18 protein-coding genes are annotated in these 19,028 nt (G+C 37.5%); 3 read left to right on the top strand and 15 right to left on the bottom strand.

From position 1 onward, the window contains the following. Positions 1-7: 7 nt before the first annotated feature. The 11 genes from NLX82_RS19720 to NLX82_RS19670 form a co-directional block, all read right to left on the bottom strand. The gene (locus NLX82_RS19720; protein ID WP_254348855.1) at positions 8-442 is read right to left on the bottom strand and encodes a hypothetical protein; all 435 of its coding nucleotides are present in this window, start codon (positions 440-442) and stop codon (positions 8-10) included. Continuing rightward, positions 442-876 (bottom strand): DUF4320 family protein, encoded by a 435-nt coding sequence (locus NLX82_RS19715; protein WP_254348854.1) that lies wholly within the window; start codon positions 874-876, stop codon positions 442-444. Before NLX82_RS19715 ends, NLX82_RS19720 begins: the two co-directional genes overlap by 1 nt. A gap of 2 nt (positions 877-878) precedes the next feature. Next, on the bottom strand, positions 879-1,145 hold the full coding sequence (locus NLX82_RS19710) for a hypothetical protein (protein WP_254348853.1): 267 nt from the start codon (positions 1,143-1,145) through the stop codon (positions 879-881). A 19-nt stretch (positions 1,146-1,164) separates the two neighbouring features. Continuing rightward, positions 1,165-2,064, bottom strand: a complete 900-nt coding sequence (locus tag NLX82_RS19705) for a hypothetical protein (RefSeq protein WP_254348852.1) — start codon at positions 2,062-2,064, stop codon at positions 1,165-1,167. A gap of 16 nt (positions 2,065-2,080) precedes the next feature. Further along, complete coding sequence (locus NLX82_RS19700; protein WP_254348851.1) at positions 2,081-2,965, bottom strand: type II secretion system F family protein; 885 nt, start codon at positions 2,963-2,965, stop codon at positions 2,081-2,083. Beyond that, entirely contained in the window at positions 2,962-5,052 is a 2,091-nt protein-coding gene (locus NLX82_RS19695) for an ATPase, T2SS/T4P/T4SS family (RefSeq protein WP_254348850.1), read from the bottom strand. The genes NLX82_RS19700 and NLX82_RS19695 overlap by 4 nt, the downstream gene beginning before the upstream one ends. Next, positions 5,036-6,679 carry a hypothetical protein gene (locus NLX82_RS19690; protein ID WP_254348849.1) on the bottom strand — a complete coding sequence of 548 codons (1,644 nt, stop codon included), beginning with the start codon at positions 6,677-6,679 and terminating at the stop codon, positions 5,036-5,038. The genes NLX82_RS19695 and NLX82_RS19690 overlap by 17 nt, the downstream gene beginning before the upstream one ends. 91 nt (positions 6,680-6,770) lie before the next feature. Next, positions 6,771-7,682, bottom strand: coding sequence for a replication-relaxation family protein (locus NLX82_RS19685; RefSeq protein ID WP_254348848.1), 912 nt, complete (start codon positions 7,680-7,682; stop codon positions 6,771-6,773). A 17-nt stretch (positions 7,683-7,699) separates the two neighbouring features. Continuing rightward, on the bottom strand, positions 7,700-8,554 hold the full coding sequence (locus tag NLX82_RS19680) for a 30S ribosomal protein S1 (RefSeq protein ID WP_254348847.1): 855 nt from the start codon (positions 8,552-8,554) through the stop codon (positions 7,700-7,702). Beyond that, positions 8,551-9,009 (bottom strand): hypothetical protein, encoded by a 459-nt coding sequence (locus tag NLX82_RS19675; protein ID WP_254348846.1) that lies wholly within the window; start codon positions 9,007-9,009, stop codon positions 8,551-8,553. The genes NLX82_RS19680 and NLX82_RS19675 overlap by 4 nt, the downstream gene beginning before the upstream one ends. Before the next feature lie 280 nt (positions 9,010-9,289). Beyond that, positions 9,290-9,574 carry a hypothetical protein gene (locus tag NLX82_RS19670; RefSeq protein WP_254348845.1) on the bottom strand — a complete coding sequence of 95 codons (285 nt, stop codon included), beginning with the start codon at positions 9,572-9,574 and terminating at the stop codon, positions 9,290-9,292. 356 nt (positions 9,575-9,930) lie between these two features. Between NLX82_RS19670 and NLX82_RS19665 the strand changes: the two genes are divergently transcribed. Together NLX82_RS19665 and NLX82_RS19660 are read left to right on the top strand one after the other, a co-directional pair. Further along, a complete protein-coding gene (locus NLX82_RS19665; protein WP_254348844.1) occupies positions 9,931-10,560 on the top strand; it encodes a helix-turn-helix domain-containing protein in 630 nt (209 codons plus the stop codon). A gap of 99 nt (positions 10,561-10,659) precedes the next feature. Continuing rightward, entirely contained in the window at positions 10,660-10,986 is a 327-nt protein-coding gene (locus NLX82_RS19660; RefSeq protein ID WP_254348843.1) for a hypothetical protein, read from the top strand. Positions 10,987-10,990: 4 nt separating this feature from the next. On the opposite strand, the gene NLX82_RS19655 is transcribed toward NLX82_RS19660, so the two are convergent. The 4 genes from NLX82_RS19655 to NLX82_RS19640 all read right to left on the bottom strand — a co-directional run bounded on the left by NLX82_RS19655 (position 10,991) and on the right by NLX82_RS19640 (position 16,971). Beyond that, the gene (locus NLX82_RS19655) at positions 10,991-13,444 is read right to left on the bottom strand and encodes a type IV secretory system conjugative DNA transfer family protein (protein ID WP_254348842.1); all 2,454 of its coding nucleotides are present in this window, start codon (positions 13,442-13,444) and stop codon (positions 10,991-10,993) included. Positions 13,445-13,740: 296 nt separating this feature from the next. After that, a complete protein-coding gene (locus NLX82_RS19650; RefSeq protein WP_254348841.1) occupies positions 13,741-14,568 on the bottom strand; it encodes a hypothetical protein in 828 nt (275 codons plus the stop codon). 736 nt (positions 14,569-15,304) lie between these two features. After that, the gene (locus NLX82_RS19645; RefSeq protein ID WP_254348840.1) at positions 15,305-16,663 is read right to left on the bottom strand and encodes an FtsZ/tubulin family protein; all 1,359 of its coding nucleotides are present in this window, start codon (positions 16,661-16,663) and stop codon (positions 15,305-15,307) included. A gap of 2 nt (positions 16,664-16,665) precedes the next feature. Continuing rightward, positions 16,666-16,971, bottom strand: a complete 306-nt coding sequence (locus NLX82_RS19640; RefSeq protein WP_254348839.1) for a hypothetical protein — start codon at positions 16,969-16,971, stop codon at positions 16,666-16,668. 989 nt (positions 16,972-17,960) lie between these two features. On the opposite strand from NLX82_RS19640, the gene NLX82_RS19635 reads away from it, so the two are divergent. Continuing rightward, entirely contained in the window at positions 17,961-18,947 is a 987-nt protein-coding gene (locus tag NLX82_RS19635; RefSeq protein WP_254348838.1) for a replication-relaxation family protein, read from the top strand. Positions 18,948-19,028: the final 81 nt, after the last annotated feature.

Below are 19,028 nucleotides of genomic sequence, written 5' to 3'. Positions count from 1 at the left end.
TCTTTTGCTATTTATATTCCGCGTAATAAGGTGTCTGCTTCACGATTTCAATAGGGTAGTCTGTAAGTCCGATAATTCGACCCGATACCATTGCAATTTTCGCTCGATATATTGCAATTACACGGGGAGCACCATCACTTCTATACTGTAATCTCACTTCTAAATGGCCGTCTTTGAATACACGGTTACTTAAATTCGAATCTAGCTTCATATTAGAAATAAGAAACCTGCGTGCATTACTTTCTAACTGATCCGGTTTCAACAGAGTTTTTCCCATTACATATGAGCTTTCGTCTGTTGAAGCGATGATACCAGAAATGATGGACTTCCCTAAGCTACGTTTAGCAATTTCTGCCCCCGCATATGCTGTACCAATATCCAAGGAAACAAACAAAGAAAACATTAAAAAATAAACTAAAAAAATCATTTTAACAGGGCTCATTAAGGAGTTCCCCCTGGCCGAAAATAGGTTGCAACTTTCCCGTCCGCATCTGCAGGAATTGGAAAGGTTATCTCTCCAATCCCCATTGGCTTGAGGGATTTCATGGTATACGTGATGGATGCATTTAGCTCAACGTGTCCATCTCTCTGTACCAATTTAGGAGTCCCGGTAATTGTAATTTTGGTAACATCAAGCCCCTGTGCCCTGCAAAGATCGTAAAAGTATGTACGAAGAGTGGAATCAAACCCACCCTCCGCTTGTACTTGTAGAAATGTCTCGTCCACAGCGACTGCTAATTTTCGTTTATCACTCCAGATTCCTTCGATATCTGTCCATAAAAATGTGAATACCGAAAAGATTAATATTCCAAGCATAATAAATATGCCTGTCATTTCTCCACGCTGGTTAAAACTAGCTTTAAATCGTTTAACCATTGTTACATCACACTTTTGATTTTGTCTTCGATAATGTTCCAAAGGTCGGGCATAAATTTTTTCATCAACATGATAATAGCTCCTGCTACGACCACAACACCTAAAATCCAAATCATACTCCCTACGCTAGTTTGTCCTTTTTGGTTCGTAAGTGTTGAAATTGCCTTTTGCCCTAATGCATAGGTTTTTTGAATAAACTTTGTGCTTCTATAGTTGAATTTTACCGCCATAACATCTGTAGCCTTGACCAATTGATTAGATAATTTCATTGATAAATCCCCCATTAAATTAGAATGTGTGAAGCAAGTCTGAAAAAATACTTACAAAGCATATAATTACAGAACCTATAGCCATAAAAATAATCCCAATTGTACTCAACTTGACCCGCTCAGGTTTGGACTTCGTATTCTCTTCCATTGCGGTTCTTCGCAGCTTCAGCATTTCTTCACGGATTTCATCTAAATGTACCTTGCCTTCTTCATATCCGGAGTTGATACCGATCTTAATAGCCGTAGCAAAAGGAAGCATAATAGGAATCGTCGTTTCCCTCGCAAAAATCTCAATCGCCATTCCGGGCTCCATATGTTGCAAGTTACTGTTCAGCCGTTTCAACAACAGCTTCATCTTCTGTCCGCAGCGTTTCTCCATTTCTCGGAAGACGGTAACAAATGATTTCCCTGACTCTAAAGCCATATTCATTTTATCTATAAATTTGGGTAAATCCTTAGTTATCTCTCGTTGCATAGAGGTAAACGATGCTCTTACATCGCGGATACCCTTGATTAAAAAGATGACCACAAATACGGGAACCGCGGCATAATAACTCTCAAGTAAAAAACAGAGAAGAAAAATAGGTGAAGATAGAATGAGGGCCTGTAATAATTTGATTGCAAGCATTTCTTCAACACTGGCATACTTCCCCATCACTTCGATGTTTTGTTTCATATTTTTCCCCAAGAGCCGATCTATTCTGAAAATCGGGTTTTGAGTTATTTTAGGAAGAATCTTTTCACTCAACCAGAGTGTGGCCTTTCCTTTTTTAAGTCGTGCTCGTTCTAAATCAGAACGAGTTACATTTTCCGCTGCCCTGGTATATTGAGCCTCTTTTTGGAAGTTTGGTACAATTTGATGTATACCTAAAAGTAAAACAGCGAATAGAGCAAACCCGAGCATATAGATCCATATCAATGATATTCACCTCCCTTCATAGTTCTTCAAGGTTGACAGCCAACCACTCATCCGACTTGACGAGCACAAAAACGGAAGCAAGTACAAAAATAGCAATGTACATCTGGCCCAGAAAAGTATCCAGAAATACGTTCGCATTTCCTGTATTCATGGTAGAAAGAACAACAGGCACGAACCAAGCCAAAATAATAACTATTACAAGCTGGCGTTTGTCCTTCTTTGATTTAATTTGAAGGTCACGAATCATTGTGTTATCTAAACTGAATTCTTTCGTTGTTTCCTTCAGGCTTCTAATCGATTGCTCATGAAACCCTTCTTGTTCAGCCATTAAAAGTTTTTCACAATACTCCGTAAATCTTTGTACTTTTATTTTTTTTTGAGCTTCTTCTAAAGTTTTATCCAAAGTGAAACCTAAGGTAAGATCATTTAAAATTGCCTGAAATACTAGTTTAGTTTGACCGTACATATCAGGAACCGCTTGCTCCAGAGCACTAAGAACTGATGCAAAATCGATAAGCTTACTGGTGAGCGTTTTAAGATTATCCGGTAACTCAAACATAATTTCTTCCCGTTTGGAGCGTTTCACTTTCCCAATAATATATTGGGGAAGCATAAAACAAAGGATTACACCAATGACAATAAAAAAGTAGTTCTTTGTAACAAGTGAGATCACGATCCCGCCAATACCTGAGAAAAGAGTTATTCCTACAAATTCTTTTAAAGATATTTGTATTCCGTTATGACTAGCTTCCTCCTGGACCTTGTCATAACCTAATATTTTGAGCAACCTATTGTGTTGTGCGTTATAGGTTTTATTTTGTTTAACATTTACTTTAGGCAGAATATAGCTGAACGTCGCTAACCATATAAACAATAGAAGTAACGGAAGGGCTGTTATCATACTGCTTCTTCCTTCAGTGGTTCACACCAGCGATCAATCACGGCCTGTGAAGCCCCGCTTCTGATCATCTTATTTCGCATATTTTTTAACGATCCTACCCGTTCAAATTTCTTTGTTTTGAAGTTGTAAACAAAAATTGGGTTAAGAATTGGTTGATTACGCTCATCGAATCCTAACAGTTCAGCGATTTCGCTTTGTCTTCTAATACCAAAATCATTGACATTGTAACGAACTAAATCAATGGAATCTCCAACTTGAGACGCAATATCCGGTGTATTCCCCGCCAGCTGGAAGAAACGAACAACCGTCATTTTGGCATCATTCGCATGTATAGTAAAAGTTACATTACTACCCGTGTTAGCTGCTTCTAACGCTTGTCGCGCAGCTGCATGGTCACGGACTTCACCGATGATGACCCAATCAGGATTTTGACGCAATGTAATTTTAGTGATTTTAGCAATATCATACCGGCGACGTTCTATTTCATGTTCTTTAACAAAAAATGAAACAATATTCGGATAGTTGAGGTAGGCTTCTTTCTTTTTGAGCATCATCTCCTCACTATCTTCGATCGTTAATATTCGAGTTAATGGATTTAGATATAATGGAATCCGTTGAAGCCCCGCAGTCTTACCAGCATTTACAGAGCCCCCCGTAATTTCATTAACGCCCAGTGGATATATATCAGCGTTAAATTCATCTATTTCCTTACTTATGTTGCCATACGCGATACAAGCTTCCGAGGTATACACATCGGGCGGGAACTTTCTAATGGATACAACTGGAAAATCAGATGTTAATCCACCACGATCCCGATCAGCAACGACATTAATACGGAACCCACCATATTGAGAGTCGAGAACCGGATCATTCGCTGTGAGTGTTTTCCCCATAGGGATTAGCATTTTATTGATGATGGCATAGATGTGCTCTTTGTCTTCGAACTTCACTCGGGTATCGAGCTGATCAACATGGTTAATCTCAGACATGACTTCGTCCGGCCCATTGATCTCAATGCTAGAAGTATTGGGATCATCTAAAGCTACTTGAAGTGGTCCCATTTGGGTAATTTCAGTTTGAACTTTTTGAATGATAACATCTATACTGGCTGTAAATTTATAGGTAGTTTGTTCACGGATATAGTCTGCGATGTGATGCTGTATAATTCCCCGCTTTTGGATATTCGTAAAGGATTCAATAAATTCATCAGCGTGTTGTGATTTTAAGACTTGGCGAGTTTGGTCAACTAACCTTTTTAATTGTTCGGACTCCCGGATGTTGAGACTAACACCATTTCCTCCTTGTAGAGAGGATTGATAGGCTATGTGTTCTGCTGGGTTAATCACACCAATATGTTGAGAAAAAGTTGTAGGTTTCTGATCCGAAATTTTTGAAATTACTTTTTTGTCTAGATTACAAATAAACGAAGTGAGTTCATCCTTTTTCCATACTTTTTCTGGAAGTGCCAATTGAAAATCGCTGTATAGGATAACTTGATCTTCGACACCATACGTAGGCAATTTTTTTAATGTCTTATAAGAATGCGGCAAAGCTACAAGGGACTGAACCTGAACAATGACGCTATCAGCGTGTCTTAGGGCACCAAAACTCATTGGATGGAATAATTGACCTTGCAGTGCATAAATAACTAAATCATAGGTACCAAGTAAACCCTGAGCCAGTTGTTCCGGTGCTTGTAGAGCTGTCTTTAAGTTCTCCATTTTGATCAACACAGGTATATCAGCGCTAGTTTTTGGATGAGCTGCTACACAGTCAACGCCTTCAACAGTAGTGATATATGTATCTAGCGTTTTAACATCACCGCGATCCATATCTAATAAATATTGATCTACGCTTTGCTCTTTTAATATCGTGTCTGGATCTTCAATCCGCGAAAGCAAACGAGGTAATCCAAGACACGGGAATTCAATAATGACTGCTTTTTTCTGGGTGACTCCCATCCATTTTTTTGCTACTGATAATGCTGTTTCAGTAGTATCTCCTGAATTCGGGTCGAAAATGGAAACAACAATTGGCGGCTGTTCTTTAATAGTCGTAATCTTATTCTTTTTAAATCTTCTTAACATTGTTCACCTCAAAAATTGTGTCATATAAGGCATGGTCAACATCACTCAATGGATCGGGGCATAATGATCCCATATGTAGCGTAATCCCGAATTCTTTTTGTTGCTTTTTGGTCAGCATTTCGGATTCGATTTTACGAAAACTACGCTCATCAGTGAGGTTCATAATAATTTTTGTGCCTGGCAAAAAGTGATTATCATGTAGCTGCTCGACTGCATCCGTCAATCTATCAATATCCCATTCTGCGGAACCAGCAATCAGTAATTTAAAGTTTGCGCGAGCATACTCCTGAACCTGGGCAGTTAAGTCCCCTTCTTTCACGAGTGCCCCCAGATCCAAAACAGCAGCATCATATTTATTACTGAAAATGATTTTTAGATATTCCGTACATTTTGGGTAAAAATCAACCCCTCCAAACTGAAATGGATTTTGTCGTGAGTGATTCATTTTCCAAAATACAGCTTCTTGACCTAATTCAAAGCAAGCAACCTTCTTATGCTTCTTGGCCAAATACATCGCACATTGAATAGCCTGATTTGTGGTACCAACCCTTCCATTCATTCCGGCAACTCCAATGACCATGGTACCGAATCCAGAAAAAACAGAGATATCATTTGCACTCGTTTTAGATTGGTTCTCTTTCCTGGCCTTACTTTTTTTCTTTGGAGATGACTGGCTCCTATTATTGCTCACCTCCTCCTCGGAAGGGCTTTGAACATTCTCTGCTCGAGTTAATCGAAGAAACTGCTTCAGCTTGCCGGGGTCGGAAGCAGCTTTAGGATTTTCAACTTCAGAATCACTGTTCTCAGTTAGAATCCTATTATTTTTCTCTTCTGTTTTAACTTCAAAAAAGGCTGCCCCACCAGTTTCATTTATCTCTTGAGAGTGTGAATCCATCGTTTGGTTTGTGACTTCCATGGGTTGCTGGTAAGTCTGATCTTCGATCGTTCTTATACTCTCTTTTTCAGGAGCTTCAAGTTCTTGTTCAGAGACAATTTCTACCTCTTGCTTAGGTATTACAAATTCCTCTTCGACTCTATCCTCATCAAGAAATTCAGCAGGTCCTGGCTTGACTGTCCTTGGTGCGTTATTCTCTAATGGTTTGTTAGTGTGCTTAAAAGAAGTGAGGATTTGTTTCAACATCCCTGTCTCCTGAACCTTGCCTGATTGTGTACCACTTCCATGCTCAGCAATAGTTGATTCTGTGTTGCTTGATAGAGCCTTCGGCTCCTCTTTCGTTAGTTCTTCGTTAGCAGGTTCAACGACCACAGCACTGCTCCCGAACAACAACCTCTCCAAGTCGGAGATACTCGGGTGTCCATATGCAATACACTGAACGTTTTCGGCCGCCAAAAAATGAAGAAATTCATCCTGATCACTTCTATCATGAAAAATAATGATTTGCGGTCTGGGTGCTTCATTATTCAATCTCTTAACACAATTCAAGAATTCGGCGTCTTCATCGAATGCATTATCCATTACGATCAAAGTATCTGGTTGTGCTGCTTCCCATTGGGGGATAAAAAAATTAAAATCTTGAATATCCCCGACCACCCTACAGCTTTTCAATTCGTCTGTTATCCACTCAACCTCTGTCTTATCTATGGAAACTATAAAGACCCGCTTCATCACACACTTCCTTTTCATAAATTGCCTAAAACATTAATGATGGACCATTAATATATTAGGCAATTAATCAAAACCTGATTAATTGCCCATCCTAAGATAGGTCAAAGTATTGTTTTACCCCATCTGCAATCTCGAAAAAGCTGCTTTTAGTGAGGCAATGGTCTGGACTATAAAGGTCATTATCTGTTACAAACCAAGTGGTTTCCCCAAAGCCCTCTGTGCGTACAATTTTATTAGCTATCTCTGCTTTTTTTTCATCGGACACCAAAATTACCAGGATGAATTGTTCGCCCGATTCTTTCATGTATTTCTTATAAAAATCAATCTGATATCTTAAAGTCTTCATCCACTTTTCTTCATCACGATGACATATCAAAATGAATGGCAGGTCGGCACCACCAGGTGTACGAAGAATAAACCTAGCTGTTGGGGCTTGTACTTCTTCACCTAAGCGAAACACTGGTGTAAATTCAAAATGCATAAGTTGGAGCTCATGGTTCAATTGAATATACAATTCATTAGCTATAACGTACTTGAATTTATAAGCTAATGTTGTTGCCTTCGCATGTCGCGGATCTCTCGATCCCACGCGTACACCATATTTGTTATTGAGAATGTCTGCCCCACTTGCACCCAGCTCGTATAAGCTGGGACAAGAGGCTTTGGATTTTGAGTGGCTTCTCCAAGTTATCGTGCGTATTAAACCATGCTTGAGCATTTTTTTTATTCTTTTTCTTACTGTGGCTGGTTCATTGTCCTCGAAAAACAAATTACAAATCTGAGTAAACGTTAGCCATCGATGAACAAATAATGTTTTTACGATTAACAAATCTCGATCCGTAATCCAGTTTTGATTGATTAATTTTTCAATGTAATAGTATTGATGCCTAGTGAGAGGAGCCATGCTTTCTACATAAGCAAAGGGATCATCATACGTCGGGTACTTCACCAGGACTTCCTCAGTACGTTCCTGTTGTAATAAAGGTGATACGTTGCCTTCCATTAGCTGACTCCCCCTGACTAGTACACCTCATGCGGGAAATTTGTGATTCTGCTTTTGATTCTTCGCTCTTCTTTTTTGATACTCTTTATAGCTACAGTCACACTTTTTCCTACCAGTGGACCTTCCGGTCTTCTGTCTGGCCACCAGGACAACGTCTCTATACCAGCACGCAACCGAATAAAAACACCTACGTTGGGAACCTCTGCAGTTACAATGCCACTGTAGAAATTTCCCACGCCATAATGGGTATGAATTCTTTCCCACGGATCTTCCAACAATTCTTTACGTGATAACTCAACTGTTTTCTTTTTCCTGTTGAATGAAATAATCTTCGCAGTAATCGGTGCACCGAGTGGCAGCTTTTTCAGCATAGAATCGGTCCAGCCGTACTCATAATCCTGAATCTTCATGCGGCAAGTTACACCACTGACATCTATAAAGAGCGCTCTATCCTGAAAGCCAGAAACTTTACCATTTACAACATGATCGATCAACTGTTCATCGGGAATGTTCCAAAATTCTGTTTCAAGTTCATCCAAAGCCTGAATTCTTGATAGCAGTACAATATTTTTTTCATAATTGAAAACATTAAATTGTTCCGGATCTAGGTTTTGTTTTCTTACATCAAGAACCATAAAATCAACTGTATGGTCAATAAATCCCACAAGAGACCGGTATTTATGTGCATCAAACTGTGATTCATGAATGAGACCCTTCAAGTCATTTTCGAGATCTATAACAGCACACTTCATGCTATGTCCAAAAGGCGAATGTTCTTCAATTGCATTAATTCTTCCCTGCAGTATTTCACCCCTCTTAAGTGCCTTTTCGTACATTGCAAATGGTCTAATATTTAAAAGCTCATTACTCATTTGGAAGCCTCCGATGGTTTTAAATAAAGTATAAAGTGTCTGGCACTCTCTTCCTGAATACCTGCTAAAGTCAACTTTTGAAGGCCTTCACAGGTAATATCGATGTGTTTCCTGTTTTTCAAAATGTATAAGCTGTTCGAATCAGACGGAGAATGATATGGCGTTATGTAAAACCCATTTTTATATAAGAGATCCTCCCTACGGAGAGCAATAGTCATAACACTCGTTTCTGGAATCTCCAGTTCTTGCATTGCATTTCGAATGGCTACATTTTGTGATGACCAATCCCGTAATAGTGATGGGTTACTCATATTCATATGATTTACAATTTTGAAAACAGGAACATGATGATAGGCCATAAGGCAGTTGTTATAAAACCACTCAAGGTTCTTTATTTCTACCTTAGGATGTGTCATTACGAAGTCCAAATCCAAAATTAGTTGATCATTACTCACAACTGTCCCCCTTTCAGACGACAACGTTAATTAATTAGTTAGTTAACTTGAAAAAAATTATTCTAACTAATTAATTAGTTAGAATTCTAAAAAAAAGCTATCTAGCTAATTAGCTAGAAAGCGAGAATTAAACAATTAGTATCTTACTACATGCCGTCTAAGAAATGAAGAGTATTTTAAAATAAATTTCTGAATACTTATTTTACAGACCTTGTGTTCTTATGATATATATCAATGGGACTTTCGAATTTGGTAAAAAAAGGAGATGGTTCTCCTTTTTTTACGTATTTGGATTCAACATCATGAAAGCTACATTTGTGAACGGTTTGATGTTATCCTCAAGGCTCATCTTAATCAGATCTTTCGCGCTGTCTTGAAGGTCTTTGCTCGTGTCTCCAGCAACACCTAATCTTAAAGCAGGTATGTAGCCTGTAAGTTTACCATCTAGTTCTTCACTTTCTTCAATAATCATCAAATAGCTTCCGTTTTCCTCAACTGCAATGTTAGGAACGCCCGCTGCACTTATATCCGAAGTTCCCGATATTGATTTCATTTGACCTAACATATTAAAATCATCCCTCTCATACTCTTATATAAAGTAGATCAATAGTCACAGAAGAGTAGTTCTTCTAGTTCAAATCTAGACGAAGTGTACTATAAATACGACAAGCGGTCAATACTTTTCCATCTTCTTCTTTAAATTAAATTTTATGTCGACATTATAGTACTTTATTCGCTATTATTCGACATATTATATGTTTTTTTCTCGACAAAACATTATTTTTTACCAGTTTTCTTCCATAATATTAATTACCATACTAGATAAATTTATTTTTTTCGAATAGGTCTATATGCCTATAGTGTATAATAAAGACAATAGTTATATAATTTAGCCTACTATAACTTTAATATGGGGGTACCATGAATACACTTGGAACTTACTTGGAGAAACTAAGAATTTCTTACGGCTATTCCTTACATGCTGCTGCACGTAAATGCGGTTTGAGCCACGGATATATTCGTGATGTCGAGAAAGGAGTAAACCGTAACAATTGTAGTCCACTAATTCCCAAACCCATTACCTTAAAAAAATTCGCTCAAGCATACAATGCAGACTTTAATGTACTGATGCACCTGGCAGGATATTCAGGTGATCCGGTTAAGGGTGAATTCGAATTTGTAGAGATCGAACTTGACCTGATCAATTACATAAGGGTGAATACTTACAATGAAATCGAGTACCATTTAGACTCGGAAGCGCATCTAGAAAAAAAACCACTCTATGACTACCTTCTGCTAGAAACTAAATTAGAGAAATTTGATTTTCTTCGAATTGAAAGTGGGCTTTTTGTAAACCTTAGACAAATTAAAGATTTACGTTTCCCTGAGAGAAAAATACAATTTGATAATAAGTGTTTAACGCTGACTTGGGTTCAATATACTAAGCATAATAAAATTTTAAAACGAGCATTAGAAAAAAACAGTTCTACAGAAGGACAGGCTCCTATTAACACATCCACTTTAATACGCAAATTGACTAGCTTTCATTGATTATTTAAGCAATTAACTAATTGATTAGTTATTGTCTATTCAATAGATGTATGTAATAATCAAACTACAGAAATAAATTTGAAAGAGAGTGGTAATTCAATGACCTTTAACAAAGCAAATTACGACATAGATCTTAATCAACCTACTGAAAATTATCTTAAAGAAATTATAATAAACATTCTTCCTACAGGACCAAAACTTATTATGAAAGCTCTATCTAAAGTTGCTACAATGAATAAAGATAGCCTATCTCTTTCGGCTCAAGTACGTCGAGGAGAGTTGAATTATGCTCTCGGATATTTGGAGGCTTTGGGTTTTGTAGGTACTATTCCACATGGAAAATCAGTGCTGTGTACATTAACTCCACTTGGAAGAAAAATATATGATAAATATACTGAAGATTTTGAGATATCTGAAGAAGAATGAGCGGTTAATCCGCTTCATTCTTCTTTTTTTTGTTCCTTTCTTCTACTGCTCTCAGTCTAACTTTATTTGCAATATTTAAAGCAGCATCTCCTACTACCGCTTGATCAAACCCTTCCTTGACTATAGGCTTCTGAATCGTTATATTTTTTTCCTGATCTAAGAGTGTGACGCTGTCTTTATTAGAATTACTTGTCTCATGCTCCGTTCCTATAGAACTATTTGTTTCAGATGTCTCAGTTACTTTTTTAGCATCCCATAATGGGTTTCGCTTGCTGCTTTCTATTGTGACTACCTGTTTTTTATCTTCTTCCTTCTTCAATTTTTCAGTTAGGCCGATGGGTTTCTCCAAAGGAGGATCAATTGTTGTTGTCTCCACTATGGGTTCAATAAGCTGCAGGTTTTCTTTCTTGGTCTCATCCTCTGTCCTCTTATTTTTCACCACTTGATTTTCTTGCCCAAGTGGACTGAATAGTACTTGAGGTAGTGGGTAAATTTCAGCAAAAACAGGATCTAACCTTACATTATCTTTAACTCCACGGAAGTAACACTCCACTGGTTCGCCCGTTCTCGGGTTATACCCCTTGAGCCTTAAGAAGTCACTCGGATCAACAAGATACCGCTTCTCTTCGCGTACTTGCGTATTAAAACCGGTTGTCGACATTTCATCGGTGCCGCTACTTAATGTTTTCTTGTAATAGTCTGTAAATAATTTAGCATAATATTCTGCATCTTCCACCTCTAAACCAGCTAATACAATCTTCTGCACTGCATTTTGCTTCACCATCGCAGCTAGCCTTCTACTCACATCATTTAGCTGCTCGTTCCCCTGGTGAATAAGCGAAACAAACACTTCATATTCCCTAGCCATTTCTAGAAATGTAGAAAATTCCTCATCACCAAACATTTCAATTTCATCAATTAATAGTGAGTGTGCCTTGAAATTCCCGGTAAGATCCCGTCTAAATGTGCTAGCGCGCAATAAATTCAGATATAATCTACCAACCGTGTAGGTTAGCGTTTGGAGTTTACCAAAGGCAGCGTTAAAAAGAACGATTTCACCATTCTCAAGAACATCATCAATATTAAACGTAGATTTACCGCAGAACATTTTTCGAATATGTGCATTAGACGTTAATTCCAGCATGTAATCATGCAAACTTGAGTATGTCTGCATGGTAAACTCTTTGATTTTTCCATCTGTTCCTATGTTTTTGTGGTATTCATTGAGTAATTGAACCTGATTTAAAAGGTTCTTTTGCTGAAGAACAAATAGCGTATCAGTTCTTAATTCTTCACCAAATGGTTGTATGATCTCATTAAGCTCATCAAACCCACATTCATTTCCATATGCCAGTTTAAGGGCCTTGATACAAACCCGAAGCAATTGAGTAGATCTAGACTTAAAATACTGTTTTGCCTCAGGACCTAAATGAGCGTGAAAAGCTGATATGTTAGCTTCTATCATCAACTCAAAATCTTTTCCTTCTGTAACATATAAAGGATTCAAACAATCAGAATTTTCTGCATCAGGATCTAATCGATAATAATTCCTACCAATTCGATCTAATAAGTTTGCACTTCTTCTGACAAATGTACCCTTAGGTTCTACAATAGTTGTTCCTATTGCATCATTAAAAAAATCCTGAGCTGTCGTTGTTGCCGCAAACAAGGTTTTTCCAGAACCCGTCCCTCCGAGAATTTGGGTATGCTGTGCACGATCTGATTTCTCTAAAACCTGAAGTTGACTCTGTTTGAATAGTGTAGGGACGCTCCAAAAAAGCTCCAGTCTACAATCCTCTGAATAATATCTAAGGTGACTTAAACATCCTCTTTGACTTAAATCTATTTTTGAATTTTCTAAAGCATAGACTGCTTTAGTTCGAGATTCGGTCGTATAAGGAAATAATGAAAACAAACTAAATCTCTCAGGCCTCTGAGCCTTTTCAACAATAGAATGTAGTCTGGCAAACATCGTATCTTGTAGGCTGCTATGTTTGGAGAGTCGTAAAGTCAAAAAAATCATAATAGTTAACATAATAAACGTTATGACAATACCAATACTCGAACCTATAAAAGGTATCAATATTTGTCCTAATGCTAATACCGAGATGGTATTAAGTAGGGTTTGAACAATAGATTTGGCATATATGTTCTTTCGTAAAACTGGACTGTTATAGATTGTATGTCCAAAAAAGCAAACGAGTAATAAAGGTATAGATCTTAAGGTAGCCGGCTCGCGATCAAAAAAGATTATATCCTGGTACCTACCCACCATCCATATAAAAATATAAATGAACAGCGGAAAAAGGAAAACAGCTTGTATAGTCCATTTTGCCTTAGTATTTGCATCATCTCGTATAAATCTTACTAATTGTATATATAAATTCTTCAACACAAAAGAGCTCACATGCAAAATGAGCGAAATCAAACCTCCTATTAACATTCCCACAATCCGCACTATTCTATCATCCTTTCCAAGTTGGTATTAAAGCAGACGAAACTATACTCAAGTATACTGTCTCGCTATCTAACTAATCAATTAATTAATTAGATGTCGAGAAGCTCTCGTTTCTAAGGATCTAGCAGATTTAGTGAAACCTCAATAGATACTTAACTGGTTACAAATATAAGCAGTAACTCATACTTACGAAGAGATCAAATCACATCAGATTTAAGTAGATTTCATCAATTTCAATCCGATTGCGTACTTTTGGATTGAAATCAACAAAAAAGGAGGCCCCTCTTGGGTGCCTCCTACTTATCTTTCTTAACGAACATTCTAACGAACCATGGTAGTGAGTTAACAATCTCCTGCTGTATTTCTTGTTTTGACTTCTGCTCTTTTTGGATCATAGAGAGTTGTTCCATGACGATCTTGTCACGCGTCTCCACGTCTTCACGCATCTTACTTACCGCTTTATCAAGAATTTCTTGTTGCTCTTCAGAATTAACGGAACTTTGGAGTTGAGTCAAGACATCAGCGATCCCTTCCACTTTTTCTTGCAGCTCATTCATCCGGTCTTCTCCAGGAAGTGCAAGCATCCTCATCTCTTCCATTCGCTTGTCAACGATTCCTGCAATCCATTCACTCATCTTTTGCATCTGTTCCTCAGAAGCACTGGCGAAAGGGTTAACAACTCCACTTTCTTGGCTAGTTCGCCTCTCATCCTCATAATTGTCAAGAATCCGAAGACTATCATTAGAGACAATGCCAACCATTTCTGCACATCGGTTGAGCTTAATATTTTGGTGTTTACGAAGCAGAAGTGCCATTTTGAGACGGAAAACAGCTTGATAGTCCATAATCACAGTCCGGCCACTCATTCTCCCCTCAATATAATGGTTCAATTGCTTTTGCCAGCTCCGCATTGTTGACGGCTTACACAAGAAATTGACCGCCTGCTCTTGCGTGCAATACCACCCTTCGAATTCAGTTGTTGTGTAATCTACGGACTCATTCAAGTCCTCTATGTAGTCATCAAACAGTTCATCTAAAAGGTCTGTTTTTGTAATCAACTTATAAAGGGGGTCTTGCTTAAATTCTTGGCTTAGGCGGTCACTCATTTTGCTCATTTCATCCATTATCAGATCACCTCATATTATATTTTACCTCAATCTAATATGATCTGTCACGATTTAAACCACCTCAGAATCTCATATCCTGTATTATTTATCATTACATTTAGTTATTTTGATATATTCTATTGAATTATAATTACATCTGATGAAATCTGATTCAGTATTATTATTTCTGATTTAGATTATATTCTATCAGAACACATCAGATAGTTTTCTGATCAAATCTGTTGAAATAAGTCGCGTTTGGGCTTGAAAACCACTGCTGCCTCAATGATCTACCTTGTCATAACAACCGAAGGGGGATGTAAAACGGGTATATAAGGGTTTTTAAGCATTATCATTTGATTAAATGAGAAATCAAAACACATTCAAGGTAAAGCTTTAGAACAAAACCAAGATAGGGGGGGAATTGAACAACCTCAGATACAATGCAAAAATAACAATTCAAGAAGGGAGAAGGGGATAGGAGCTGAATTCTATTTTGGATCTAAACTTAAATCTTAGAGCTTTGAAGTTAGCCAAGAAGAGAGGAATGATTAACCTTGTTTGAAGATTTTATATAATAAAAAATCTAAATTTAACGCAGCGTTACGCTGCGTTACGCAGAACTATACTCGAAAAATACCGTTATATCAACGTTTTTTAACGCAGCGTTATTTCAAAAATAACGCTGCGTTACGCAGAACTATTTTAGAAATAATAAAAAAAGAGGCCCTCTTTGAAGAGGCCTCTACTAGAATTACTTTCTTGGTGGAAAATTTAACTTCAGATCAAATGTATTGTTGTTTTTTTCTTTTTCTTCTGTTTTTGAACCGAAGAGATCAAATTGGTTGCCGAGTGAAGACTTTTCTTTTACAACTTTATCTTCTTGCTTTGTAAATGAGGAGAGATCTAGTGACTTTTTATCGCTTCGTTCAATTCTTTTTTTCTCAAGTTTTTCTTCCTCTTGTTCGATTTCAACTAACATCCGTCTAACCCGATCTGGAAGATTGATACTTACGGCTGCGGTATATACGATTGCTTTCTTATCTTCTGATATCAACTTGTTCTTACTGGTGATTTTACCCCATATATGATTAGCAATCATGCCAGAATGAGGCTTTTCAGCACTTTCTATAAAGTCCCCGAATTGCTCTTCTAGCACTTTGAAACTCGAATCAGTAATAATTTCGTTTTTAGGATGAATAACCGCCATAAAACCATTTACAGTATCTAATTCATAATCATAGTCACTGGCTGTCGGAGAATTCGCAAAGGCATCTCTGAATATTTTGTCACTTCTATCAATTTCGTTACTATTAGTAATATAACTTTTCCCTATAGATACCCATCCAGGTGAACTAAAAACATCTCTCCATTCGTCCAGGTCAAATGCTTTTGAAGAGGGGAGTGAGGTAAGCATAGTTATTTCATCTAAAAGGGCAGCGAGACTACTATTACCATAATCCATCCAGTTTAAAGGTGTCTCTGTTGTATTACTGTGTACACCCTGAGTCAGATTATAGAGTTTATCGTTGTCTATCAGTACTATTGCACCAATGTCTTCATTTTTAACCAGTTGATCCAGATGTCCTAATCCCCAAAGTGCATTTTTCTTAATACCACGCTTTTCCCAAGATGCTGGTACCGTAATAATTGCACCGAAAGAAGGCTTACCATTAAACGGTTTTCTAATTTTAGCAAGGTTACTACAAATCATTGGAATAGCAGCATTACCTGTTCCGCCTCCCATGCCACCTACTACAAATACATGATCGGCATCAATAACATCCTCATGCTGTAGGACATTCACAATGGCTTCACTATTATCATAGATGGCAGCTTGTCCTCTCTCAATGTCTTTTGCTGCTCCACCGTAGCCTTCCAACTTGATGATCCGGTCACTATTTTTAGCAATGGCTTTTAAGTCAAGTAAGTCGGATTCCGAAGTGTTAATCACAAACACGGAGTGCCCTAATCTCGCTTCCTCATCACCTTGTCGTCCTCCATATTGACCACAGCAGATAAAGCAAAGCTTCAGCGTACGATTTGTTACATCATCTCTTCGAACAAAACCTTCTAGAGTAATAAAGCCTAAATTTGTGTATTCAATTGCCACGATTAATTACCTCCTTGATAAAGTTTATATATAAATTCTGCTAGTTGCGGACCTCTAGTCCTGTCCGGGATATATCTCTTTTTCCGTTTGTCTCTATTATCAATATCAACTTCAACGAATCCAGTAATTTCAAAAATGAGAAGAGCTTTCTCCATAATATATCGCTCATGAGATTGGAGGAGTTCAGTCCACATAATCCCTGTCTCTTTTCTATTCCATATTTCTGAAAACACGGCAAGCATATCATGAGAAAACCGACTTGATACTAATTCAAGTAAATCTTCTGGGTATAACACCTCATTATTCACCTTTTCTTTCACCCCCAATTTAACGCTGCGTTAATTCCAAGATAGTTCTGCGTTACGCAACCTTAACTAATTATACCCTTATATATAAAGGGATTTATGTACATCAAACTAGTTCAGCGTTACACTGCGTTACGCGCCCTTACCAACATTATCCGTTCTATCTGTCACACTGTCAAGAAAGAGAAGGCTTCGTCTACCAAACTACGTTACCTATGTTAGAAAAACAGAGCAAGGTACTAAGAAAAGTCGTTACCCTATATTTCTGTTATGGAAACTCGTTCCTGGATGCTCATCAGCTGCTAGGGGGGACATAGGGAGCAAGTGCAGACGAATTCACGCATGTAAGTATTTGTTTGTTCCAGTATTAGCAGGAAAGAGCCTGGCCATGAAGCACTAACCAGCCACCACCTCACAACCATTACTTGATGGCCTGTACTTCCTAATCCCCTTACATAAGCAACAATATAGATATCTGTTTCAATCTGTATCAGATTTCATCAGAAAATATCCTTCTAACCAATCCCATTTGAAGTTTAAGTCTTTTCATTTTATACAACCAGCATGACTTTTTACTCTCATGGGATATAACGCTTTCTTCATGTTCTAGAATTCATATCTTGTAGGATCTGTACATCCTAAAAGAAAATACCGGTTGCAGAACCCGATCAACCTATATTCAAAAATTTGAAACAGCGACTGACAGGAGTGAATGTATATAAGAAAAATTGATATATTTGTATGCTTGTTTTTATATGCACATCTATGTACATTTTTAATGTTGTTTTATCCACGATTTTACAAAGGATTTTATATGAATGTATACTGTTGGTAAAAAATGATTAAAAATATGCCTAATTCCTTTTACAACAAAGGATTACTATGATTTAAAAAACGCGACTAATGCCGAAAAAATAGTTTTATTCAAAACTGCGGCATTTTTACTACAGCCATTATCACTTGTTAAATCCAAGAGAAGGAGATACATACTTTTGAAGAACCTACCTAATCGAGAGACTAATGAAAAGCAAGCCGATTATTCTTTAGGCCAGACCATTGATTTACTATCTCAAATGGACTGGTCATTTCTGATTGATCTTTACAAATGCCGATGTATGGAGCAAGAATACATTTCACAACTGTACTTTAATGAGAGACCAGAGGAATATTACAAAAACTACCTAGAAGCAGATGAAGAAACGAAACATGAAATTGAGGATCAGAACAATAAACGCTTGCAGGCTCAAATGGCTCGTCTGAAGAGAAAGCTAAAAAGCAGAGGACTTATCGAGACGACAAGTGTAAATCCGGATGCTTTGAATAAACCTAGTTCCTCTCGTGGATCGATTCACGGTAAGACTTGGATATATCTGACGTTAAGAGGACTGAGGATTGTTGAGAAACGTCTGGACATACCTGACGAGGCAAAGCTTTCAAAAATTGAAGTAGACATGGAGAGGGCTAAGAAAGAGCATTTCTGGGAAATTGCTAAATTATACTTAGAATTGAAATACAAAATTTTTAGTGGCGATATGAAGTTGGTTCAATTTGATGAGTGGGACTGGTATCCAAGTGAAACGGTAGCTAGCGATAACGAAACACTCATTATCAGGCCGGACGCTATTCTTAAACTAGAAAACCAACTGTTTTATATTGAGTTAGATAGATCCACAGAGCCCGTTTATAGATCACCCTTTTTTAGCGAACAAGTGTCCATTCAAAATAAACTGAAGCGATACTATGATGTCATGAGATTATCGACCAACGAGCTAATTAGGGAAGGGTACATCGCTATTGTCATCCCAACCGCTAAATACGAAACCCGTCTACAAAACATTCGGAAAGCAGCAGATTATATTTTCCAACAGGCAGGGAAGGTTTTTCAGAATTCGTCAAAAGTAATCGTGAGTAAAAGTATTCAAGATATCTTAATCAACTACGCTGAATTAAATAGCCCCCTGGAAAACACTGAGTCCTAAAATCTGCCTTATATGGACTACTTAAAAAAAAAATCATATTCCAACGAATTAATTTGTGATAATATACAACTAACTAACCAA

Origin of the sequence: Paenibacillus sp. A3M_27_13, from assembly GCF_024213315.1 — a bacterium.
GTDB lineage: Bacteria > Bacillota > Bacilli > Paenibacillales > Paenibacillaceae > Paenibacillus > Paenibacillus polymyxa_B.
Note: the sequence above shows the minus strand (reverse complement) of the source record. Positions and strands in the feature narration are given on the sequence as shown.